Source organism: Dyadobacter sp. UC 10 (genome assembly GCF_008369915.1).
In the GTDB taxonomy this organism is placed as follows: domain Bacteria; phylum Bacteroidota; class Bacteroidia; order Cytophagales; family Spirosomataceae; genus Dyadobacter.
This window is the reverse complement of record NZ_VSRN01000001.1, coordinates 4,897,058-4,918,882: the sequence shown is the minus strand read 5'-3', so window position 1 is coordinate 4,918,882 and position 21,825 is coordinate 4,897,058. Positions and strand designations below refer to the sequence as shown.

At 47.0% G+C, this 21,825-nt stretch carries 19 protein-coding genes; 14 read left to right on the top strand and 5 right to left on the bottom strand.

The genetic code is table 11. From position 1 onward, the window contains the following. Positions 1–23 precede the first annotated feature (23 nt). A complete protein-coding gene (locus tag FXO21_RS20285) occupies positions 24–626 on the bottom strand; it encodes a TetR/AcrR family transcriptional regulator (protein ID WP_149641801.1) in 603 nt (200 codons plus the stop codon). Between the two features lie 258 nt (positions 627–884). On the opposite strand from FXO21_RS20285, the gene lepA reads away from it, so the two are divergent. From lepA to hslV, 9 genes are all read left to right on the top strand, one after another. Beyond that, positions 885–2,672, top strand: coding sequence for a translation elongation factor 4 (gene lepA, locus FXO21_RS20280; protein ID WP_149641800.1), 1,788 nt, complete (start codon positions 885–887; stop codon positions 2,670–2,672). Positions 2,673–2,681: 9 nt separating this feature from the next. After that, positions 2,682–4,370, top strand: a complete 1,689-nt coding sequence (locus tag FXO21_RS20275; RefSeq protein ID WP_149641799.1) for a DUF6044 family protein — start codon at positions 2,682–2,684, stop codon at positions 4,368–4,370. Between the two features lie 122 nt (positions 4,371–4,492). Beyond that, on the top strand, positions 4,493–5,224 hold the full coding sequence (locus FXO21_RS20270; RefSeq protein ID WP_149641798.1) for a class I SAM-dependent methyltransferase: 732 nt from the start codon (positions 4,493–4,495) through the stop codon (positions 5,222–5,224). Further along, positions 5,225–6,016 (top strand): class I SAM-dependent methyltransferase, encoded by a 792-nt coding sequence (locus FXO21_RS20265; protein ID WP_149641797.1) that lies wholly within the window; start codon positions 5,225–5,227, stop codon positions 6,014–6,016. Then, on the top strand, positions 6,013–6,834 hold the full coding sequence (locus tag FXO21_RS20260; protein WP_192579276.1) for an aldolase/citrate lyase family protein: 822 nt from the start codon (positions 6,013–6,015) through the stop codon (positions 6,832–6,834). The genes FXO21_RS20265 and FXO21_RS20260 overlap by 4 nt, the downstream gene beginning before the upstream one ends. Continuing rightward, positions 6,831–7,775: a D-2-hydroxyacid dehydrogenase gene (locus tag FXO21_RS20255; RefSeq protein WP_149641795.1), complete on the top strand. Its 945-nt coding sequence runs from the start codon at positions 6,831–6,833 to the stop codon at positions 7,773–7,775. Before FXO21_RS20260 ends, FXO21_RS20255 begins: the two co-directional genes overlap by 4 nt. Next, positions 7,775–8,497, top strand: coding sequence for a glycosyltransferase family 2 protein (locus FXO21_RS20250; RefSeq protein WP_149641794.1), 723 nt, complete (start codon positions 7,775–7,777; stop codon positions 8,495–8,497). Before FXO21_RS20255 ends, FXO21_RS20250 begins: the two co-directional genes overlap by 1 nt. Positions 8,498–8,615: 118 nt before the next feature. After that, positions 8,616–10,328, top strand: coding sequence for a pyruvate dehydrogenase complex dihydrolipoamide acetyltransferase (locus tag FXO21_RS20245; RefSeq protein ID WP_149641793.1), 1,713 nt, complete (start codon positions 8,616–8,618; stop codon positions 10,326–10,328). A gap of 104 nt (positions 10,329–10,432) precedes the next feature. Then, positions 10,433–10,975: an ATP-dependent protease subunit HslV gene (gene hslV, locus FXO21_RS20240; protein WP_149641792.1), complete on the top strand. Its 543-nt coding sequence runs from the start codon at positions 10,433–10,435 to the stop codon at positions 10,973–10,975. Positions 10,976–11,002: 27 nt separating this feature from the next. On the opposite strand, the gene FXO21_RS20235 is transcribed toward hslV, so the two are convergent. Together FXO21_RS20235 and dacB are read right to left on the bottom strand one after the other, a co-directional pair. Continuing rightward, positions 11,003–12,043: a hypothetical protein gene (locus FXO21_RS20235; RefSeq protein WP_149641791.1), complete on the bottom strand. Its 1,041-nt coding sequence runs from the start codon at positions 12,041–12,043 to the stop codon at positions 11,003–11,005. 46 nt (positions 12,044–12,089) lie between these two features. Further along, positions 12,090–13,559 (bottom strand): D-alanyl-D-alanine carboxypeptidase/D-alanyl-D-alanine endopeptidase, encoded by a 1,470-nt coding sequence (gene dacB, locus FXO21_RS20230; protein WP_149641790.1) that lies wholly within the window; start codon positions 13,557–13,559, stop codon positions 12,090–12,092. Positions 13,560–13,698: 139 nt separating this feature from the next. Between dacB and FXO21_RS20225 the strand changes: the two genes are divergently transcribed. The 5 genes from FXO21_RS20225 to FXO21_RS20205 all read left to right on the top strand — a co-directional run bounded on the left by FXO21_RS20225 (position 13,699) and on the right by FXO21_RS20205 (position 19,161). Next, the gene (locus FXO21_RS20225) at positions 13,699–15,117 is read left to right on the top strand and encodes an MBL fold metallo-hydrolase RNA specificity domain-containing protein (RefSeq protein ID WP_149641789.1); all 1,419 of its coding nucleotides are present in this window, start codon (positions 13,699–13,701) and stop codon (positions 15,115–15,117) included. A gap of 31 nt (positions 15,118–15,148) precedes the next feature. After that, positions 15,149–16,102 (top strand): acetyl-CoA carboxylase carboxyltransferase subunit alpha, encoded by a 954-nt coding sequence (locus FXO21_RS20220; protein WP_149641788.1) that lies wholly within the window; start codon positions 15,149–15,151, stop codon positions 16,100–16,102. 203 nt (positions 16,103–16,305) lie between these two features. Then, positions 16,306–16,941 carry an HAD family hydrolase gene (locus FXO21_RS20215; protein ID WP_149641787.1) on the top strand — a complete coding sequence of 212 codons (636 nt, stop codon included), beginning with the start codon at positions 16,306–16,308 and terminating at the stop codon, positions 16,939–16,941. After that, positions 16,931–18,130: a site-2 protease family protein gene (locus FXO21_RS20210; protein ID WP_149641786.1), complete on the top strand. Its 1,200-nt coding sequence runs from the start codon at positions 16,931–16,933 to the stop codon at positions 18,128–18,130. Before FXO21_RS20215 ends, FXO21_RS20210 begins: the two co-directional genes overlap by 11 nt. Continuing rightward, the gene (locus FXO21_RS20205) at positions 18,130–19,161 is read left to right on the top strand and encodes a phosphotriesterase family protein (RefSeq protein WP_149641785.1); all 1,032 of its coding nucleotides are present in this window, start codon (positions 18,130–18,132) and stop codon (positions 19,159–19,161) included. The genes FXO21_RS20210 and FXO21_RS20205 overlap by 1 nt, the downstream gene beginning before the upstream one ends. Before the next feature lie 6 nt (positions 19,162–19,167). Here the strand turns inward: FXO21_RS20205 and FXO21_RS20200 are convergent, their stop codons facing one another. Both FXO21_RS20200 and FXO21_RS20195 read right to left on the bottom strand, forming a co-directional pair. After that, positions 19,168–20,457 (bottom strand): sensor histidine kinase, encoded by a 1,290-nt coding sequence (locus FXO21_RS20200; protein ID WP_149641784.1) that lies wholly within the window; start codon positions 20,455–20,457, stop codon positions 19,168–19,170. After that, on the bottom strand, positions 20,454–21,824 hold the full coding sequence (locus FXO21_RS20195) for a sigma-54-dependent transcriptional regulator (protein ID WP_149641783.1): 1,371 nt from the start codon (positions 21,822–21,824) through the stop codon (positions 20,454–20,456). The genes FXO21_RS20200 and FXO21_RS20195 overlap by 4 nt, the downstream gene beginning before the upstream one ends. Position 21,825: the final 1 nt, after the last annotated feature.

Sequence of the window (21,825 nt, the reverse complement as noted above, 5' to 3'; positions counted from 1 at the left end):
GATTAATGAAAGGGCAAAAAAAATCAGGTTTCGTCGAGCATCAGTCTGATCCATTTCGGGATCAGTTTCTTCCGCTGCTCCAACAGTGCAATGTAGTTTCCTTCGCTACCCGCGATTGGCTGCAAAATAGGTTTTGCCAGAAATGGGAAAAGGGTCATTCCCAGCAGGTTCATCAAAAAGTGGAATGGGCTGATATCACTTCGCCGTTCTGCAATCTGTTTGATAAAAACCGACTCAGTCAGCAATTTCTTGGCCTGAAAACGGTTCGCAAGCTGCTCGGGATTGTTCCTGATCTCGCTCAATACAAATATCGGCAGGTCGGGATGCTCGATGAGCATGGATATATAGTTGTCCGTAACCTTTTCCAACTTCTGTTCCAAAGTGGTAGAAGAATCGTTCAAAACAGGCGCCAATACGCTGAAAAGCTTATCTATACGCTCCGCCATGACGATCTGAAACAACTTTTCCTTGCTCCTGAAATAATAGTTCAGTAGCGCCAGATTAATCCCCGACTCTTCCGCAATATCCCTGGTACGTGCGTTTCCATAACCTTTTTGGGTAAACACCTTTACTGCCGCTTCTTTGATTTTCTGCTCGGTCGTGAGATCCAGTTCCGCCTTCGCCATGCCATTTTTACTTTGAATACAACAAAACTAAACCCGGAATCTGATTTAACCAAATTTTTTAATCAAATGATTAATATTTAATGAACCTCTTCTCTGACCGACCATCACGATTCCCCCAATGCTGTCGAATTTCCCATAACTGCCGCATTACTTTCAAGTTCGCTGAGAAAAGGGGTTGAAATATTAATTACCCTTGTAATTTTGTGATTGCTTTGCGCCCAAATTGAACTTCAAAGCATTGGAATAGTAGCTATTTTCATGAAGAAAATCCGTAATTTTTGCATTATTGCCCATATTGACCACGGCAAAAGTACACTGGCCGACCGCCTTTTGGAATTTACCAAAACCGTAACGAAGCGCGAAATGCAGGCGCAGCTACTGGACAATATGGACCTGGAACGTGAGCGAGGCATCACGATCAAGAGCCACGCGATCCAGATGAACTATCTTTATAAAGGAGAAGAATACATTCTTAACCTGATCGATACGCCCGGCCACGTCGATTTTTCTTACGAAGTTTCCCGCTCGATCGCCGCCTGCGAAGGCGCATTGCTCCTGGTCGACGCCTCACAAGGCACAGAAGCCCAGACGATTTCGAACCTTTACCTGGCGATTAACCACGATCTGGTAATTATTCCGGTACTGAATAAAATCGACCTGCCCGGCGCGATGCCAGAGGAAATTAAGGACGAAATGGTGGATTTGCTCGATTGTAACCGCGAAGACATTATCCCCGCCAGCGGCAAGGAAGGAATCGGGATTGAGGAGATTTTAAATGCAATTATTGAACGTATTCCAGCTCCCGTCGGCGATCCGAAGGCACCACTGCAAGCCTTGATTTTTGACTCCGTATTCAACTCTTACCGCGGTATTGAAGTTATTTTCCGGGTTAAAAACGGTACGATCAGAAAAGGCGACCGCGTCAAGTTTATGGCGACTGGCAAAGAATATATTGCTGATGAAATCGGCACGCTCGGACTCGCGCAAATCCCCAAGCAAGTAGTGGAATGCGGCGACGTGGGTTACCTGATTTCGGGCATCAAAGTAGCCAAAGAAGTAAAAGTAGGCGATACTTTCACGCACATCGACCGCCCGGCGAAAGAAGCGATAGTCGGTTTCTCAGAAGTAAAACCGATGGTTTTTGCAGGTATTTACCCGGTAGATACCAGCGAATTCGAAGAGCTGCGCGAGGCAATGGAAAAGTTGCAGCTGAACGATGCGGCGCTGGTTTGGGAACCTGAAACTTCGGCCGCCCTCGGCTTCGGCTTCCGTTGCGGCTTCCTGGGTATGCTGCACATGGAAATCGTGCAGGAAAGGCTTGAAAGGGAGTTTGATATGACGGTAATCACTACCGTCCCTTCCGTGCAGTTCCGCGTTTTGACAACCAAAGACAAGCTGCTCAACATCAGCGCACCTTCCGAAATGCCTGAGCCTAATTTTATCAAGACCATTGAAGAACCTTATATTAACGCGCAGATCATTACGAAGGCAGACTACATTGGGCCGATCCTCAACCTTTGTATGGACAAAAGGGGTATCCTGAAAAACCAGGTTTATCTGACTTCCGAGCGCGTGGAGCTGCAATTCCTGATCCCGCTGGCGGAAGTTGTTTTCGACTTTTTTGATAAATTGAAAACCATTTCACGCGGTTATGCCTCGCTTGATTACGAACTGGCGGGTTACCAGGAGTCGGATATGGTGAAGCTGGACGTCATGTTAAATGGCGAGCCGGTGGATGCACTTTCAGCGATTGTACACCGGTCGAAATCTTACGAATGGGGTAAAAAGCTCTGCGAAAAACTGCGGGAGCTAATCCCTCGGCAAATGTTCGAAATTGCGATCCAGGCCGCGATCGGTCAAAAGATTATTGCCCGCGAAACCGTGAAAGCAATGCGGAAAGACGTTTTGGCGAAATGTTACGGTGGTGATATTTCCCGTAAACGTAAACTGCTGGAAAAACAGAAAAAGGGTAAAAAGAGAATGCGTCAGGTTGGAAATGTGGAGATTCCGCAGGAAGCATTCATGGCGGTTTTGAAAATAAATTAATGCAAGAAAATGAAGGCAAAAGGTCGGCAATTCCAGTTTTTATGGGTACTGCTGATCTTTTGCCTTTATCATTTACCTACCATTCTGTTTGGTAAAAAAGCCTATTACAATGCCTTCGACTCCCTCGATTCGTACGTTACCTGGTACCGGATCGTTACGCAGGGCGGTTATGCCTGGGCTCCTCCATTTTCTATCATAACGCCTTTCATGGGCGGCGTGCCCAAGTTCACGCTCGTCAGCACTTACAATATTTATTACTGGCTGAACCTGATTCTGCCCACTTTCAATGCTTATCAGATTTTAACATGGCTGATCAGCTTCGTTGCATTGACCGGCATGTGGTTGCTTTCGCGCAAGCATTTGGGTATGGACCGCATTTCTGCTGGCTTTTTAGCATTGTCCTTTGCATTCACGCCTTTTTTGCAAACGTGGGTTTTCAGTATCGCCGGCCAGCCGCTGCTGCTATACGCGATCCTGAATATCAGAAAGCAGGAGCGCAACTCGTGGAACTGGCTGATCGTCGCTTTCTTCCCTTTTACTTCCAATTTTCAGTCGGCCGGGGTGTTTATTCTGTTCGGTCTTGGCTTGCTGATCTTGTATGACAAATATAAAAAACGCCCTGTTTCCCGGCTGGTCACTGCATTGATAGTGCTGCTCGTGGTTTTCTCCGCAACCAAAATTGATCTGATAGAGAACATCCTCGGCGGCTCGGGTTTTGAGTCGCACCGCATGGAAATGCGCCGGTTTTCTACGCCGGTCACGACTTGCATGATCGTAGCGGCCAGGTATTTTTTATTAGGAAATATAGACGTTGCGCTTTCCCTGCACAGCTTTGTCCTGCTCCCCTTCACGCTGCTCACGTTTTGTTTCTTTTTAGTCAAAAATAAAAAACTGCCTATCCCCCTGTTTCTGACGCTGACGGTGATCTCCCTGATCTGCGTTTATATCGGAGCGTTGCAGTGGGAGCCGGTCGTGAATCTCCGGAACCAATCGGACCTGCTGCGGATGTATAGTCTGGAGCGCTTTCATATTTTCCTGCAGCTACTTTGGCACGTCGCTACGGCCCAGGCAATTTTATTGGTCCCGGTCCCTTTCAGAAAGCGACTGGTTACCTGGGTTTGTGCATTACAATTAATCGTTTGTTTTGCCTATCAGCCAGGATATTACGCCACGTTTTTTAGTAAAATAGTTAGAATACAACCCTACCACTACATTTTCAGGTACGAGGATTATTATGCGGAGGAGATGTTTGCCCGGATCAAATCATACATTCCTCAACCTTCGGACAGCTATCGTGTAGCCTCCATCGGTATCCCGCCGGCCATTCCGCAATACAACGGTTTCCGGACGATCGATGGGTATTCGAGCAACTATCCGCTGACTTACAAGCATGCTTTTCGTAAAATCATCGCTACCGAGCTGGAAAAGAACGAGGTTAACAAGGGTTTTTTTGACTATTGGGGCAGTCAGTGTATCATTGTTTACGACCAGGGAACCGGCTTTTTTGACACCCAGATGACAAAGTATAAAACGCCCGGAACCAGGGACATAACCCTCTCGCCGGTGGCCCTTAAAGCATTATCCTGCTCCTACATTTTGTCGGCGGAAACCATTTCAGACCCTGAAAAATCGGGTTTACAGGAAGTAGCGACTTTTGAGTCGAAAATCTGGAAGGTAATATTGTACAAGGTTCGTTGAATAAATGTTATTTACCTTTCACTAATTATTTTGAGGTGCAAAAAGTAATTTGACGTAGGCAAAGTTGTTCCAACTATCTTTTTATTCTATATTCAGGCATCGTGAATCTCAACGGACTGGATATGAGTATAGTTGTATCTAACATCAAGTTCCATAACAACCAGCAGCTCGATTACTTTGGTCACAAGATCAAAAAGACCATGATCCCTGTTTATTCGCCTTATGTGAGGCGCCACGTGAGGGAAGTGATCGACTTTGGAGGAATCAAAAAAACAGACAGGATTATCGATGTGGCTTGCGGTATGGGCAAATACACGCTCAACTTCCTTGCCCAGGGTTACAAGGTCGAAGGCCTTGACCTCTCCCCTTTCCTGTTGCAGCAGCTGCTGATCCACAACGACAACAAATTCCCGGTCAAGCTGCACGCAGCCGATATTCTCGATGCCCCGGAAGAGCTGACCGAGCAGTTTGATGTGGTGATGGGTTTCATGGCATTACATCATTTTCACAATCTGGCGGCTTGTTTTCAGGCGATGTACCGGATCGCTAAGCCGGGTGCGAAAATCGTTTTTCTCGAACCCAATGCGTACAATCCGCTGTATTACGCGCAAATCGCATTTACGCCCGGCATGTCTTGGGAAGGCGATAAAGGTGTCGCGGACATGACCAAAAGCAAATTGTTCAATGCAATGACCTACGCGGGCTGGACAGATCTGAAAATCAAACGTTTCGGATTTTACCCCCCATTTCTATCCAATACAATGCTTGGACAAAAAAGTGAGCCGGTACTGGAAAAGATCCCCGGACTCAATACGTTTCTTCCCTTCCAAATTATCACTGGACGCAAGCTGTAAATGGAAAGCAACAGAGAAAACTGGATCGTATCCTACCCGGACGATGGCAATTCGGTTTGCTACGAGATGGAAGATATGTCTTTCTGGTACCAGCACCGAAACGAATGCCTGGTACAGGCAATGAAGGCCAATGACTTCCCGGCTCAATTTTACGATATCGGCGGAGGAAACGGCATTACTGCGCAGGCCATGCAAAATGCGGGGTACGAAGTTACATTGCTCGAACCTTATCGTGCAGGTATCGACAATGCGATCAAAAGAGGGATCAAAAAAACGATTCACAGCACATTGGAAGCTTATTTGCCGGAGGCACCAGGTACAGTCCCGGCAGCGGGCTTTTTCGATGTCATGGAGCATATTGAAGATGATCATGCTTTTTTAAAACAAATAAACTCCCTGCTCGAAGAAAACGGCCTGATCATGCTGACCGTTCCTGCATTTCAGAGCTTATGGTCTGACAACGATGAGCAGCTGGGACATTTCAGGAGATATGACCTGAAACAACTGGAACGGAAACTGGCTCTTGCAGGATTTAAAATACAATATAAAAGCTACTTTTTCTCACTGGTCTGGCTGCCGATGTGGCTGATGCGCGTTTTGCCAAACAGACTGGGAAAGCGAAAAGTAAATACCCCTCAAAAGAAGAAATCAGAACATATGGCGGGCAGTCCGTCGACGTCGCGCTTTTTACGGAGCCTGCTGCACTGGGAAATCGGTGCGATCAGGAATAAACATATCATACCTTTTGGAACAAGTTGCCTGGTAATCGCGAAGAAAACGATAAGCTTGTGAATCTAACATTGCCGATCAGGGAATTTCAGCTTTTTCTATTCTCAACCGATCCTGTCACCGCGCGAAAAGCGATCAATGCGGGGATAGATGCTATTATCATAGACTGGGAAAATCAGGGCAAAAAGCTCCGGCAGGAGAATTTTGACACCCAGATCAATTACGATACCTACGACGACCTCTGCCGGATTCGGGATGCGGTACCGTCCGGTCAGCTCATATGCCGGATCAACGGCTTTTCGAAAGAACATACGCCGATGGAGGTGGAACTGGCAATTCAGGCCGGAGCCGACGAGATTTTCCTGCCAATGGTCTGCGATGTGGAGCAGGTAGTTCAAACTTACAACCTGATCAGCGGAAGGGCTGAACTGAATATACTGGTGGAGACGGTCCAGTCACTGGAATGTCTTTCAGAGCTGAGCAAACTGGATCTTAACCGCGCTTATGTCGGATTGAACGATTTGCATATTCAGCAAAACAGCCGGAACATTTTTGTCCCGCTAATGGACGGTACCATAGAAAGCGTCCGACGGCATTTCGACATTTCGCTGGGGGCGGGAGGCGTGACCTATCCCCCAAATGGCAGGCCAATCGCCAGTAAGTACCTGATCAATGAATATGCACGTCTGGGAATCGATTTCAGCTTTTTGCGGCGTACTTTTTTAAAAGATCATCTCTCAATGGACATGGATTACATGGTCCACCACATTAAAACCGCTTACTATAATGCATTGCTCAGAACCGCGGAACAAATAGAAGAGGATTTCAGGTATTTCCGGGAGCAGGTAGGAAGCTGGACAGCCAATCCGCACTACATATGATCCTGCTGATGTACGAGCCGGTTCCCGAGCATTTAACCATATTAAAGGAAATTGCCGGCGACCGGGAAATCAGGTGGGCGACAACCGAAGAGGAAGCAAAATTGCTGATCCGGAATGCCGAGATTGTACTAGGCAATCGTTTTTTCATTCAAAGCCTGCCTTTTGCTGAAAAGCTTCGCTGGATGCAGTCCAATTCTGTGGGGGTCGATATTATCCTGGCAAAAAAGGAGATCCTGCAACAAAAAAACATTATCCTTACCTGTGCCAAGGGCGTTTATGATACCGAATTAGCCGAACATACCATCGCATTACTGCTCAGCCTTTTCCGATCACTACATTTACTGCGCGACGAACAAAAAGCACATTCCTGGCAGCGCCACCGGCTATCTACGTTAAATAATAGCAATTGCCTGATCATCGGCTGGGGAAGTTTGGGAAAGGAAATTGCGCGGTTATTGCATGCATTCGGGGCAAATGTAGCAGGAGTAAGAAGCCGGGAAGAGGATTCAGAGGAAAACGGTTTCACGATTTTCGGTTCAAAAAACTGGAAAAATCAGCTGCCTCAAACCGACGCGCTGATCGTTTGTCTGCCCAAAACGGAAAGCACCTATCATTTCGTAGGAAAAAGTGAACTGGAACAGCTGCCTGTCAATGCATTTGTAGTAAATATCGGTCGCGGCGGTACTTTGGATGACAATGCGGTATTGAGGCAAATTCAATTGAATAAACTGGCAGGCGCGGCACTGGATGTTTTTGAAAACGAACCTCTGCCGGCAGCGCACGAAATTTGGGACGAGCCGCGGATACTCGTCAGTCCGCATGTGGGGCGCAGCCTGGAAGGTCCGGCTTTCAAATGGCAGTCAATTTTTGAGGAGAATCTCAGGCGATACCTGACCGGAGCGCCGATGCTCCACGTTGTCGATTACGAAAAGGGTTACTGATGGTTGATCTGAGTGTAGTTATTCCAGTTTACAAAAGTGCAAACACGTTAGTAGCACTGCACCGGCGGCTGGGAGCAGTTTTTCGAAGTGCGGGACTTACCGGTGAGGTCATTTATGTAAATGATGCTTCCCCCGACAATTCGGTTGAGATGCTCCGGTCACTTCCGGAAACTACTCCATTTCAAATTGTTAATCTTCGTCATAACCTGGGACAAAGCAGCGCACTCCTGGCTGGGATGCTGCATTGCAACGGAAATCTGATAGCGACGATGGACGCCGATTTACAGGACGAGCCCGAAGTATTGCCCAAGCTGATCCACGCATTGGAGAGCAACGACATCGTTTTTGCACAAAGGAGCGGCAGGTATGAGTCGGGAACGAAATTAGTCACTTCCGCCCTATTCAAATCAATAGTTCATATTGCTTCTTCGGGGCGCATCCCAATGCAGGCGGGGTTATTTTTAGTAATCAAAAAAAATGCTGCGCTGCGCCTCGTTCCTTATCTGCCGTTTTCACCTTATCTGATTGGTTTGATAGCCAAAGAAAAGCTGACCTGCACCGCCATTCCTGTCACCCGGAGGGAGAATGATCTGGGCGAAACTTCTTATACTTTTCGTAAAAGAATGCATGTAGCCGGGCGCTTTTTCAATACCCTTCGAATGAAGCCGGTATCCGACGTCGTGGCCTCAAAGCGCTGGCTATCGTCACACCTTGCTGACTAGGAAATCCACCTAATTGGTCAATTTTATCCTATAAACGCCGCGCGTATTCACGTTTTATTGTAATTTTGACTAAAATCTAATTTTTAGACCAAGAAACTAAAATACCTTAACAAGCGATATGGCAGAAGTAATTCGTATGCCCAAAATGAGCGACACCATGGAAGAGGGTGTTATCGCAGAATGGCACAAAAAAGTAGGTGATAAAATAAAATCCGGGGATATCCTGGCCGAAGTCGAAACCGACAAAGCCACGATGGAAATGGAATCTTACTATGATGGTACGCTGCTGTATATAGGCGTAAATAAAGGTGATTCAGTGCCTGTGGATGGTGTCATGGCGGTTGTGGGTAAGGAAGGTGAAGATTACAAATCACTGCTTGAAGGAGGTAGCGGCAATGGCGCTGCATCCAACGGAAGCGCTGAGGCTGCCCCGAAAGAAGAGGCTAAGGCGGAAGCCGCAGCTCCTGCAGTAGAAACTGCCACTCCCGAGCAACCAGCCAGCAAACCTGCCGCTCCTGCCGCATCCAATGCCTCTACCGAAAAAATCAATGCGGTTGTGGTTCGTATGCCGAAAATGAGCGATACGATGGAGGAGGGAACCTTGGTTTCCTGGCAGAAAAAAGTGGGTGACAAAGTGAAATCCGGCGATATATTGGCGGAAGTCGAGACTGATAAGGCGACGATGGAGCTGGAAGCATATGAAGACGGAACCTTGCTGCACGTTGGTATCAAAGAAGGCGAATCTGTGCCTGTTGATGCAATCATCGCTGTAATCGGTGAAGAAGGTGCGAATGTGGAAGCATTGATCGCCCGTGAAAACGGCGAAGCAGCTCCGGAAGCAGCAGCTCCTGCGGCAGAAAGCAAGGAAGCGCCGGCAACTGACAATGGTTCCGGAAAATCGGTATCAGTAGCTGATTCCAGCGAACGTATCAAAGCTTCTCCACTTGCAAAACGGCTGGCTGACGAAAAAGGCATTAACCTGGGCCAGGTGGAAGGCAGCGGAGAAAATGGCCGCATCGTGAAACGCGACGTGGATGAATTCAAACCAGCCGCAAAAGCTGCTGCACCTGAAAAAGCAGCAGAACCAGCCGCAGCAGCTCCAAAACCGGCAGAACAGGCAGCAAGTGCGCCTGCTGCGCCAGCGCAAGGTGATTTCACCGACACGCCGATCTCACAAATGCGTAAAACAATTGCCCGCAGGCTAAGCGAAAGCTTGTTCACTGCGCCGCATTTCTACGTCACCATGGAGATCGTGATGGATAAAGCAATGGCGCTTCGTCCGCAGCTGAATGAAGTGAGCCCGGCGAAGATTTCTTTCAACGACATGGTGATCAAAGCCTGCGCGGTTGCATTGAAACAACATCCTGCGGTTAACTCGGCCTGGCTGGGAGACAAGATCAGAAAATACAATTATGTAAATATAGGTGTAGCTGTGGCCGTAGACGAAGGTTTACTGGTACCAGTTGTGCGCGACGCTGACAAAAAGACGCTCTCTGCGATTTCAGGCGAAGTGAAAGAACTGGCCGGAAAAGCGAAAGACAAAAAATTGCAGCCAAAAGAGTGGGAAGGAAACACATTCTCCGTTTCTAACCTGGGTATGTTCGGGGTGGATGAATTTACGGCAATCATTAATCCACCGGATTCTTGTATCCTTGCCGTGGGTGGTATCAAAAAGGTTGCCGCATTCAAAGAAGACGGAACGGTGTATCCGACCAATATCATGAAAGTAACACTTTCCGCTGATCACCGTGTGGTGGATGGCGCTACTGCTGCTCAGTTCCTGCTGACTGTTAAAAAGTTATTAGAAGAGCCTATGAGCATGCTGGTTTAGTGACAAAATCGGTGATCTGATCATATTAAATGAACAAAGTGTCAGGCTATCCCGTCTGGCACTTTTGTTTTAAATCGCTATTTAATCATTTGAGCATCTTATTCATGGAAAAAATACACGCAACGACTGTACTTGGGGTACTTCATAATGGGACTGTGTCACTGGGCGCCGACGGCCAGGCGACGATGGGCAATACGGTTGCCAAAGGGAACGTAAAGAAAATCAGGGTATTAATGGGCGGTAAGATCCTCGCCGGTTTTGCCGGCTCAACAGCCGACGCATTTACATTGATCGAAAGATTTGAAGAAAAATTAAATGCTTACGGAGGCAATATGAAACGCGCCGCTATTGAATTGGCAAAAGATTGGCGCACAGATCGTTATCTTCGAAAACTGGAAGCAATGATGATCACAGCCAGTAAAGATGAAATACTGGTTATTTCAGGTACCGGAGACGTATTGGAACCCGAAAATGGTATTGCTGCAATCGGATCAGGCGGGAACTTCGCATTGTCTGCAGCGCAGGCATTGAAAAAACACGCGCCACATTTATCAGCAGAAGAAATGGTACGGGAAAGCCTGACAGTCGCGGCTGATCTTTGTATTTATACGAATCACAATTTTGTAATTGAAAAGGTGCATTCCTAACAGCTAGCAGCTAACAGCTAGTAGCCATTAGCTGCTAGCTTTTTTCAATATCGGTCTCAAAACCATTCCAATTGCCTTCTTTGCTTTGTGTTCGAAAAGCATTTTCTTCTTTTCAACTTTGCCGGTTATATTTCTGATTTTGGCCAAAAGCGAATACTTTCCTTCGAGAGAAGCGTCGGTCCCGTAATGTTCTTTAAGATACTGCCATGCATTCGCCTCACTCAGATTATAATTATCCTGCTTCGAATAGGCATGAATTCCCTGCCCGATCGGATTAAACTGGGAGTGGGAAGCGTAATCTTCGAGTACAAAATGCTGAAAGCGGAAACCCTGGTTCACCATTTGGTGGAACCAGCCGGTACCTAAATCAGCCGTAAAGCCCCAGTTTCCTCCAAAACATACATTATCACCTTTTGGTAGCGTTTGCTGCCGGTACAATGACAATCTGATCATACAGGCATATTCGTTCAGCCTGCATTCCGGCATGGGATGCACGCGGCCGGTTCGCAGTACTTCTATATCCTTTTCCTTCCGCGGCGTATTATAAGTTTCATGAAGTAAAATCGCCTCTTCCTGCGTCGGAACGTATTGTTCAAATTTGGAACCATGACACAATTTTGCCGAAAAGCCCGGACACGACCAGCATTGGCCGATCGAACCGGTACCCGCTACATTCGGATCCTGGAAAACGGGCAGCATTTCGCCGATCATATCGCGGTGAAAAACCATGTCGTTGTGCATGATGAACAGGTAATCGCTTTCCGCTTTTTCCAGCGCGTATTGGTAAGGGATCTGGTACCGGTAATCGCTGTCGCGTTTCGTGCGTTCGTAATCCAGGTAACCCAGCTGGTAAAAATATTTGGGAAAATACAGGTCAATATCGATCAGCGGGCGGATCGTTTTGATGACGTGATACACATCTCCGAACTTGTCGTAAGGCTGTGTTTTCTCAACGGTAATATAAAGTTTATTGACGTGCTGACCGCTGAATTTTAGCAGGGAAAGTATCGAAATAATGGTCTGGTAGGGTTTTCCGTAGTAGATTACACATACGTCAATTTTCTTCATAGCCTGATTTTGCATTCAATTATCCCGTAAAACTATGCAAGACTTGTCACAATTGCGCCATTAAGGTCATAAGCTTTACCAGCTCGTCGGAAACAATCCGCTGACTGCCCGGCATATATTTGTTGGCGATAATGGTAAAACTCATTAAAGTCCCTGCTTTGGAAGTGAAGTATCCGGCATAAGCCCGCGTGCCTTCAATAGAGCCGCTTTTGGCATGCACATTCCCCGCTGCCTTCGTGCCTTTGCCCAGATTTCTTACAGTACCGTTCTGGCCGAGTATCGCAATACTTTTGTAAAAATCGTTGAAGCTGACATCCTTATTCGCCAGGTTTAAAATTTCCGTCAGACTACCGGCAGTAATAGATCCCGAAGGAGAAAGTCCGCTGCCATCTTTAATATAAAAACCCCTCAGATCAGCCCCCTTACCCGACCAGTAACTGGTGACCGCCCTGGCCGCATTGTCAAAATCTGACTGCCCCGAAAGTCTTTTGCCCGCTTGCTTCAAAAAAGCGTCGGCGTATAGATTAATACTCCAGAAATTGGTTTGCTGGCAAAGCTCCCGTAAAGCCGGAGATTTGTATTCGTCCAAAACCTTTCTCTGACTTGAAACCGTAAGTGTACCGGGAGCTGGCAGATTTTGATCGTAAATGGTCACTGCTGTGTTGCCTAATGCAGTTTTCAATGCAAATGCAGCATATTCCGCAGGATTCGGGATAGAACCTTTTACCGAAAAACCAGCCACCCCGGCCGGTACAGTTCCTGTCAACACGACGCGGTTTCCAAGCGGGCTGCTGTACAAAATCGTTTTATCACCAGATCCTCTTTCTCCTGTTGTAACCTGGTTTGTAAATGTTAAATAGGGAATAGCCGGCTCAATCCCCAGGAAAGTCGCCGGATCGCCCGGTTCAACACCCGGTTTAAATTTGGCGCGATACAGATTTTCGTTGAAATTGAGTCCCTCAACACCCGCTCCGTAATAGTTTCCCATATCTCCCCAGATCCACGTGCTGGCCACAGTATTATTGTCAAAAAATGAAGCGTCGGGCAACACTTTTCCTTTAATATGCCTGATACCAGCCTTTTTCACAGCCGCTACCCAGCGGTTAATCAATTCCGCGGATTTGAGAAAACCTGTAAACCGGTCGCTGCCGAGGGATGGATCGCCGGTGCCGCGAATGTAAAGGTTACCTATCAAACTGTCTCCTTTGACCTGCCCGTCATGTTCGAGATACGTTTGATATTTAAAATCCCCTCCAAACACCGCGAGCACAGTCGCTGTTGAAACAAGTTTTAAAGTCGATGCCGACGGCAGTGAAAGTTCCTGGTGAAGTCCAAACACAGTTGTGCGTTCTTTTACCGCCTTCACACTAATAGCCAGCGACCCGCTGCGCATGATTTCGCTGTTCTGGAATTCCAAAGCCGCGTCGCGCAGGTTATTCAATGCGGTACTGTCGATATTTTGGGCAAAAACCGTATTGCAAAAAAATATAAGACAGGCAAGCGAAAGCAATTTCATATAGTTAAATACAGCTGTTGGTGAGGCCCGAATCCTTGACCCAAAATCTAAACTAATCAGTAAAGTCCAAATCACAGTCTGTTTTTTGGTACTTTTGTCGGATGCATGAAACCAGTATAGGTTTTCACCCCATTTTTATATGAAATTGACATTTTGGGGAGCTGCACAACAAGTGACCGGTAGCATGTTCCTGTTGGAATCGGATGATTACCGGATTTTGATTGACTGCGGCTCAGATTTTGACCTGGACGAAATTGGCAGGAAAAACAGATATGAAGAGCAAAAAGGCGTATTTCCGTTTGAACCAAGTCTGATCAACACAGTACTTTTAACGCACGCTCACATTGATCACTCAGGCAACATTCCTAATTTATACAAAGAGGGTTTCGAAGGCCGCGTAGTTTGTACCGAGCCTACGCTTGCCCTAACCTCGCTCCTGCTCAAAGACGCCGCCAACCTGCACCAGAAACGATTGAATGCGCGGCTGGGATCCAAAAAGCGCGGCAAGAAACAGCGGGAAGTTCCAAAGGATTATTATGTTGAAAAGCATGTACTGGAAGCGATGGACAATTTTGTGCCCGTTTCTTTCGGCCAGCGCTACCGCATTGCTGATAATGTAACTGTTACCTTTTACGCTGCGGGACATTTGCTCGGTGCGGCGCATATTGTGGTCGAGGTTTATGAAAACGGCGAAAAGAAACGGCTTTGCTTTTCGGGGGATATCGGCAGAAAAAACTATCCACTATTGATTGATCCTCAGGAAGTTCCACAGGTAGATTACCTGATCTGCGAATCAACTTACGGGAACAGGCTGCACGAAAATACCGCCTCGCCGGTGGAAGCACTGGCGGATGTGATCAAGCGTACCTGCATTGATATTCCGGGACGGCTGATCATTCCTTCTTTTAGCGTGGGCCGCACACAGGCGTTACTTTATACGCTTAACAAGCTTTATCTCGATAAATCCTTTCCTTACATCAAAGTATTCTCAGATAGCCCGCTCGCGCACAGCAGTACGAAGGTTTACCAAAAGCACGGCCGGATGCTTAATAAAGAAGCGCGGAGTTTTCAGGAGGACAATGATATGCTTTTTGATTTTGAGAATCTGATTTACCTGGAAAGCTCGGACGCCAGCCGGGCAGTGTCGAATTATAATGAACCGTGCATTATCATCTCTTCATCAGGAATGGTGCAGGGTGGACGGGTGGAACAGCATGTGGAGGCCAATATCGGGAATCCTTATGCTACTATTTTGATGATCGGTTATGCTTCCGAAGGCACATTGGGATGGCGGCTGCTTAACGGGCAGGATACCATCTCGATACGTGGAAAGCAGCTGCCTGTCTTGGCTAATATTGAAAAAATTGACGTATTTAGCGGCCACGGAGATCAGAACGATCTCTTGAAGTTTGTAAAAATGCAGGACCCTGAGAAGCTGAAAGGCATTTTCCTCGTTCACGGAGAGCAGCAAAGCATGGCTGATTTCCAGTCTAAAATTCAAGAAATTGGCTATAATACGGTAGAGATACCGCTACGGGGACGGACTTACGAACTCTGAAAAACGGCCCCTCATCAACCAGAACCTAAATATGAGAACATACCTGGATTTCGAAAAACCTATGGCCGAGCTAGAACGTAAGCTCGAAGAAATGAAGACATTGGCACAAGAAAACAATGTAGATTTTTCGGACGCCATTTCCTTGCTGGAAAACAATATCACAAATCTTCGAAAAGAAATATTTGAAAACCTCACGCGCTGGCAGCGTGTGCAGCTTTCCCGCCACCCTGACCGTCCCTACACGCTCGACTATATTGAGCTGATCTGCGACGAATTCATTGAACTTCATGGCGACCGTCAGGTGCGCGACGATCCGGCTATTATCGGTGGTTTGGCCAATGTAGGCGGACAGTCTTTTATGCTGATTGGTCAGCAAAAAGGCCGCAATACTAAGCAGCGCCAGCACAGGAACTTTGGTATGCCCAATCCGGAAGGTTACCGCAAAGCATTGCGGTTGATGAAGCTGGCTGAGAAATTCAATAAGCCTATCGTAACACTAATAGACACGCCGGGCGCATTTCCCGGAATGGAGGCAGAGGAACGCGGACAAGGTGAAGCAATCGCCCGCAACCTGAAAGAAATGTTCATGCTGAAAGTGCCCGTAATCTGTATCGTGATCGGCGAAGGTGCTTCGGGAGGTGCATTAGGAATCGCGATCGGAGACCGGGTGTTGATGCTTGAAAATACCTGGTATTCAGTCATTTCTCCCGAAAACTGCTCGGCAATCCTTTGGAGAAGCTGGGATTTCAAAGAGCAGGCGGCAGAGGCAATGAAAATTACTGCCCGCGATATGAAGAAAAACAAGCTCATCGACGGTATTATCTCTGAACCTCTTGGCGGTGCTCATCTCGACCATAACTGGATGGCGGAAGAACTGAAAAGGGTTATTCTAGAAAATATCAACGAACTAAACACGATCAGCGAGCAGGACAGGATCGATCAAAGAATCGACAAGTTCTGCGCAATGGGAGTGGTTGTTGAATAGCTATTGGCTGTTAGCTATTGGCTGTTAGCTATTGGCTTTTAGCTTTTAGCTGTTAGCAAGTAAAAAAATGCAGTGAATAAGAAAGTGCTGACAGGTACAAGCAAATAATAATCAGTTAAGAACAGCCAAGGGCTAAAAGCTAACGGCTAATAGCCAACAGCTAAAAGCCAAAAGCCAAAAGCCAACCGCCAAAAACAACATCAATGAAAAACACCCGAATAAAGAATATCATTTTTGATCTGGGCGATGTCATTCTGAATATTGATGTGCCAGTGGCTTCCAGGTCATTTGCTGAATTGAGCGGTAGGGAACAGAGTGAAATTCTTGCTATCTTCAATGAAAACGAGATATTCCGGCAGTTTGAGACAGGATCACTGGATGAAGCGGGATTCAGAAATTTTATCCGTGAAATCCTGGACTTTCCTGATCTGTCCGACGAAGCAATCGACACGGCCTGGAACAGCCTGCTGCTGGACCTGCCGCCGGAGAGGGTTGATCTTTTGAAGAAGCTGGCTGCCGATTACAGGTTGTTCCTGCTCAGCAATACCAGCTCTATTCATATTACCCAGGTAAACAAAATACTGAAAGCCTCGACCGGAATTGAAAAACTTGAGGATCTTTTCGAAACCGTTTTCCTATCCTACGAAATGGGCGTTATGAAACCTAATCCGTTGATATACCAAAAAGTACTCGATCAGGCAGGCATCAAAGCCGAAGAAACTTTGTTCCTCGATGATAACTACGATAACATTCAAGCTGCCGCTAAACTTGGCATTGAAACCATTCACGTTCAAAAGCCTGACACCATTCTGGAATATCTGAAAGATTATGCAGTCTAGCGCGCGTACCTATTTGATTCAGGGAATTTTATTCATTGTTACCGTCGTAACGACCACAATGGCCGGTGCCGAATGGATGTTTGGTAATATTTTCTCTTTTGTTTACAATTTTTTCGCTTCGCTGGGTGACGTTGATCCTGCTATCACTGCGGAAGCGCAGTCTAAATTGTTGGGCTGGCCGCAATTTTTACAAGGCTTTCACTTTTCAATACCTTTTCTTGCTATTCTCACGATCCACGAGTTTGGCCACTATTTCGTCGCAAAAGCGCACCACGTGAAGGTTACCCTGCCGTTTTACATTCCGCTGTGGTTTGGGATACCTCAGAGTATCGGGACAATGGGCGCCTTTATCCGCATTAAATCTGTGGTCACGTCCCGTCTCAAATTTTTCGATATCGGAATTGCGGGTCCATTGGCCGGTTTTATAGCGGCTCTGGCCGTTCTATGGTACGGTTTCACGCATTTGCCGCCCGCTGAGTACATTTTTACGATACATCCTGAATACGCCCGCTACGGATTCAGCTACCCCCAGTTCGTTTACGAAAATGCGAGTGGCAACCTGATTTTAGGTGATAATATTCTTTTCTGGCTGTTCAAAAATTACGTAGCAGACCCCTCGCTACTGCCGCATCCCAATGAAATGGTGCATTATCCGTACATTTTTGCGGGTTACCTGGCGCTTTTTTTTACTTCCCTGAACCTGATCCCAATAGGCCAGCTCGATGGCGGGCATATTTTATATGGATTGATCGGTAAGAAAAAATTCAATGTGGTAGCGCCTGTACTGTTCGGCTTTTTCGCATTTTATGCAGGCCTCGGCCTTTTCACCGCTGAATCTTTCGCGACAGGTAACGATGCCATTTTTTACGAACAACTCATTTATCTCACGATTTACATTTACCTGCTCTATATCTGTTTCAAAAGGGTAAGTGAAATCAACGCTACGGCCTTTATGATCAGTTTGATTATTGTGGTGGCGCAATTTGCAGTTTCGTATTTCCGTCCGGAGTGGGAAGGATCCACGGGTTTTCTGCCTTTTGTATTCATTCTCGGTCGCTTTCTGGGCATCAAGCATCCTGAAACCGAACAAAATGAACCGCTCGATGCACCCCGCATTATCCTGGGAGTCTGCGCCCTGATCATCTTTGTCATTTCTTTCAGTCCCAACCCTTTTATCATCGTCGAGTAATGAGCGGCGTGGCGATAAACCGTTTCTCCCGCAGAAAATTCCTGAAAGCGGCAGGAGCTGCGCCATTGATTCTGATGGATTTCAAGGCTCAAAATGCATTCATCAATACCGTTGACGGAAAAATAAAACCGGCTGAACTCGGCCCTGCATTGATCCATGAACATGTACTGGTCGATTTTATCGGCGCAGACAAAATTTCGTCCGATCGCTGGCAGCATGAGGATGTGATTAAAAAAGTGCTGCCTTATTTACTCGAAGTAAAAAAGAAAGGTATCAAAAGTATAGTCGAATGCACACCTGCCTTTATCGGTCGCGATGTCAGATTGCTTCAAAAATTAGCAGTAGCTTCCGGACTTAAACTGGTTACCAATACCGGCTATTACGGCGCTTCCGACAACAAATACCTGCCTGCATGGGCATTTACAGAAACTGCCGAAGCGCTCGCGGCCCGCTGGATATCAGAATACGAAAACGGGATCGATGGAACGAATGTAAAACCGGGATTTATCAAAACCGGCGTGAATAGCGGCCCTCTTTCTGCATTACATCAAAAGCTGGTTACCGCCGCTGCACTGACACACCTCAAAACCGGACTGACCATTTGCTCACACACGGGCCCGGCACTTCCTGCCAACCAGGAAATTGAAATATTGAAAAAACTGGGTGTCGATCCGAAAGCATTCGTCTGGGTGCACGCAAACGGAACGCGCGAAGAGATTGTGAATACTGCTAAAAGTGGCTGTTGGGTGAGTCTGGATGGAATTGGTGACGAGGATAAAAGTGTTACCGCAAACGGCGAGCTTATTTTATTTCTTAAAAAAGAAGGCTTTTTCAACCAGCTGCTCATTTCACACGACGCCGGCTGGTATCGTCCGGGAGAGCCCGGGGGCGGCGAATTCCGAGGCTACACGACCATTTCCGACAAGGTTATCCCCTATTTAAAAGCGAATGGCTTACGCGAAAAGGAAGTGCAGCAGTTGATGGTGCACAATCCGGCGAATGCATTTACAGTAAGCGTCAGGAAATTATAGCAGGTTTCAGACAGGCATTTCAATGGTAAATGCTGTCCATCCGTCTTCACCGGTACGCAGTGAGAAACCAAATCCGTGATTTACGAGAATCTCTCTGGTCAGTGTCAGCCCTATACCCTGTCCGTCTTTCTTAGTGCTGAAAAAAGGATTAAAAAGTTTCGCATCACTATCAATAGGGTTCCCGTTATTTCGGATCACTATCCCTGATTCTGAAACATACAACTCGACATGATTGCCTGCAACGCACGCTTCAATCGCATTCTTGATAATATTAACAAGGACATGCTCGATTTGGCCCAGGTCAAGCATTTTGATAACGTCGTATTCTGACAGAAACAAATGCATTTTAATCCCTTTATCAGCCGCTGCCGGTTCCATGAAGATAGAAACGTCTTTTACAAGTTTCCCCACATTGGCCGGAGCTTTGACCGGCAAAGGCAGCCTCACTACATCCGCAAAATTGCGCATAAAACGCGTCAGGCGCTGGTTTCTCTCCGAAGCAATACCCAATGCCTCTTTCAAATCCTGGTACTCTGCGTCAGGCAGGATGTGTTGCGTGGTTTGTAAGATCGAATCCGTCGCGCCGAGGGTATTGTTCACCTCATGCGCCATCATCCTGATCACTTTTCCATAGGCATTTTTTTCAGATTCCAGTATTTCATTGGTCAGTTCCTCAATCATTAAAAACGACCTTTTGAAACCTTTATCCATAAAATGCGACCGCTGCACCTTGAAAGTCACGACACCATTGGTCTTCACCACGCGAGAATCGCCATCCTGCATATTAACCAGCTCTTCCAGAATGGATTGCGCAGTATCTCCTAATTCCTTGCCGACGAGATCGTCAGCCTGTTTGCCAAAATGAGCCTTCGCTTTGAGATTAAGTGATTCAATGCGGTTATCATAATCCAGGATAATAATCGAAATAGGTGAAGCCTCAATTAACTTTTCCAGAAAGAAATGCTGCTCATAGAGCCGCGTCCGTTCTTCCCGAAGCTGATCGATCATCAGATTATAAACTTCGATTAAAGTGTCGATCTCGCCTTTCCCGGTAGGCACAAATTTAATCGAGAAGTCTTTGTCCTTGATTGCCTCGATCCCTGATTTCACAAATTGGATAGGTTGCATAAAATTGCGGTATAACTGAATGGAAACCACGGCTGAAAGCAACAGGAACACCTCCGATACGATAAACAGCAGCTTATCCTGAGCCAGTATTTTATACACAAGGCCGATCAGCACCAGGTGCAGTACCGTTATATAACCGATGTATTTAGTCCGTGTAGAGATTTTCATTGCTCGTCCGGATCGAAAGAGATACCGTATTTTTCCAGTCTGCGGTACAATGCAAACCGGGTGATCCCGAGCGACCGCGCCACCTTACTGATTTTGTTCTGATGAAATTGCATTGCCCTGGCGATCATCTGGTATTCCATTTCTTCCAAAGTGACCGATCCGACTTCCGGTAAATTTTTCGCAGCCGCCGATTGTCCGACCGTCAGGTTCTTTTGAAAATCCGCAATGTCCAGCACATCTTTTGACGAAAGCAGGACGGTACGTTCCACCAGGTTTTTCAATTGCCTGATATTACCCTGTAACTGCAACGTTTTGAGCCATTTGAGTGCCGCCGGACTGATCGTGATATCGGGTCGCTGGTAGATGATTTTCAGGTTATTTACAAAAAAACCTGACAGTAAGGGGATATCGTCGGGGCGCTCGCGCAATGCGGGCAGCTTTACTGTAATCAGGTTAATGCGGTAATAAAGATCTTCGCGGAAAGTACCGTTGGCGACCATTTCTTCCAGATTCCGGTTGGTAGCGCAGATGATCCGCACATCAACCGTCCGGCTCTTGCTGCTGCCCAGCGGTTCAAATGTGCGTTCCTGCAATACCCGAAGTAATTTCACCTGGCTCGACAGATCGAGCTCCCCTATTTCGTCCAGAAAAATCGAACCTTTATGTGCCATTTCAAACCGGCCCAGGCGATCCGACTTGGCATCGGTAAATGCGCCTCTCACGTGCCCGAACAGCTCACTTTCAAATAAGGTAGATGAAATTCCACCCAGGTTCACTTTCACAAATGGCCTCGCCTTTCGTTTGCTATTTGAATGGATTGCCTCTGCGATCAGCTCTTTCCCGGTACCGCTTTCGCCGGTGATCAGGACGGGCGCGTCGGTAGCTGCCACCCGGCCCACCGTCCCAAGGATATCGAGTAGCTTGGCATCCTGTCCTACGATATTTTCGAAATGGTATTTTTGTTCGAGCTTACGGCGGCTGTCAGACTGCGGCTCCTGAGCAGCCAGGTTCAAAATAGTCCGCACCGACTGGATCAGATATTCATTCTGCCAGGGTTTGGTGATAAAGTCGGTCGCGCCTTCCTTCATTCCCTTTACCGCCAGATCAATCGTCCCCCAGCCTGTGATCAGGATCACCGGAATGGCGGGATAACTCTTTTTAATACGCTGCAAAAGCTGCATTCCCTCTTTCCCTGAAGTTTCAATGGAAAAGTTAAGATCTAATAAAATCAGTTCAGGCCTGACCGTCCGCAGCACTTCAAACGCCTCCTCGGGCGAGCCCGCACCCTGCACAGAAAACCCTTCCTTTTTTAAAAGTAGTGCAAGAGAAGTCCGGATCGCAATATCATCGTCGACTATAAGAAGCATA

Coding starts and splice junctions, on each gene's coding strand:
- FXO21_RS20250 (WP_149641794.1), top strand. CDS start 7,775: ATGGTTGATCTGAGTGTAGTTATTCCAGTTTACAAAAGTGCAAACACG.
- FXO21_RS20265 (WP_149641797.1), top strand. CDS start 5,225: ATGGAAAGCAACAGAGAAAACTGGATCGTATCCTACCCGGACGATGGC.
- FXO21_RS20215 (WP_149641787.1), top strand. CDS start 16,306: ATGAAAAACACCCGAATAAAGAATATCATTTTTGATCTGGGCGATGTC.
- dacB (WP_149641790.1), bottom strand. CDS start 13,559: ATGAAATTGCTTTCGCTTGCCTGTCTTATATTTTTTTGCAATACGGTT.
- FXO21_RS20200 (WP_149641784.1), bottom strand. CDS start 20,457: ATGAAAATCTCTACACGGACTAAATACATCGGTTATATAACGGTACTG.
- FXO21_RS20195 (WP_149641783.1), bottom strand. CDS start 21,824: ATGCTTCTTATAGTCGACGATGATATTGCGATCCGGACTTCTCTTGCA.
- FXO21_RS20285 (WP_149641801.1), bottom strand. CDS start 626: ATGGCGAAGGCGGAACTGGATCTCACGACCGAGCAGAAAATCAAAGAA.
- FXO21_RS20220 (WP_149641788.1), top strand. CDS start 15,149: ATGAGAACATACCTGGATTTCGAAAAACCTATGGCCGAGCTAGAACGT.
- FXO21_RS20255 (WP_149641795.1), top strand. CDS start 6,831: ATGATCCTGCTGATGTACGAGCCGGTTCCCGAGCATTTAACCATATTA.
- FXO21_RS20275 (WP_149641799.1), top strand. CDS start 2,682: ATGAAGGCAAAAGGTCGGCAATTCCAGTTTTTATGGGTACTGCTGATC.
- FXO21_RS20245 (WP_149641793.1), top strand. CDS start 8,616: ATGGCAGAAGTAATTCGTATGCCCAAAATGAGCGACACCATGGAAGAG.
- FXO21_RS20210 (WP_149641786.1), top strand. CDS start 16,931: ATGCAGTCTAGCGCGCGTACCTATTTGATTCAGGGAATTTTATTCATT.
- FXO21_RS20235 (WP_149641791.1), bottom strand. CDS start 12,043: ATGAAGAAAATTGACGTATGTGTAATCTACTACGGAAAACCCTACCAG.
- lepA (WP_149641800.1), top strand. CDS start 885: ATGAAGAAAATCCGTAATTTTTGCATTATTGCCCATATTGACCACGGC.
- hslV (WP_149641792.1), top strand. CDS start 10,433: ATGGAAAAAATACACGCAACGACTGTACTTGGGGTACTTCATAATGGG.
- FXO21_RS20205 (WP_149641785.1), top strand. CDS start 18,130: ATGAGCGGCGTGGCGATAAACCGTTTCTCCCGCAGAAAATTCCTGAAA.
- FXO21_RS20225 (WP_149641789.1), top strand. CDS start 13,699: ATGAAATTGACATTTTGGGGAGCTGCACAACAAGTGACCGGTAGCATG.
- FXO21_RS20270 (WP_149641798.1), top strand. CDS start 4,493: ATGAGTATAGTTGTATCTAACATCAAGTTCCATAACAACCAGCAGCTC.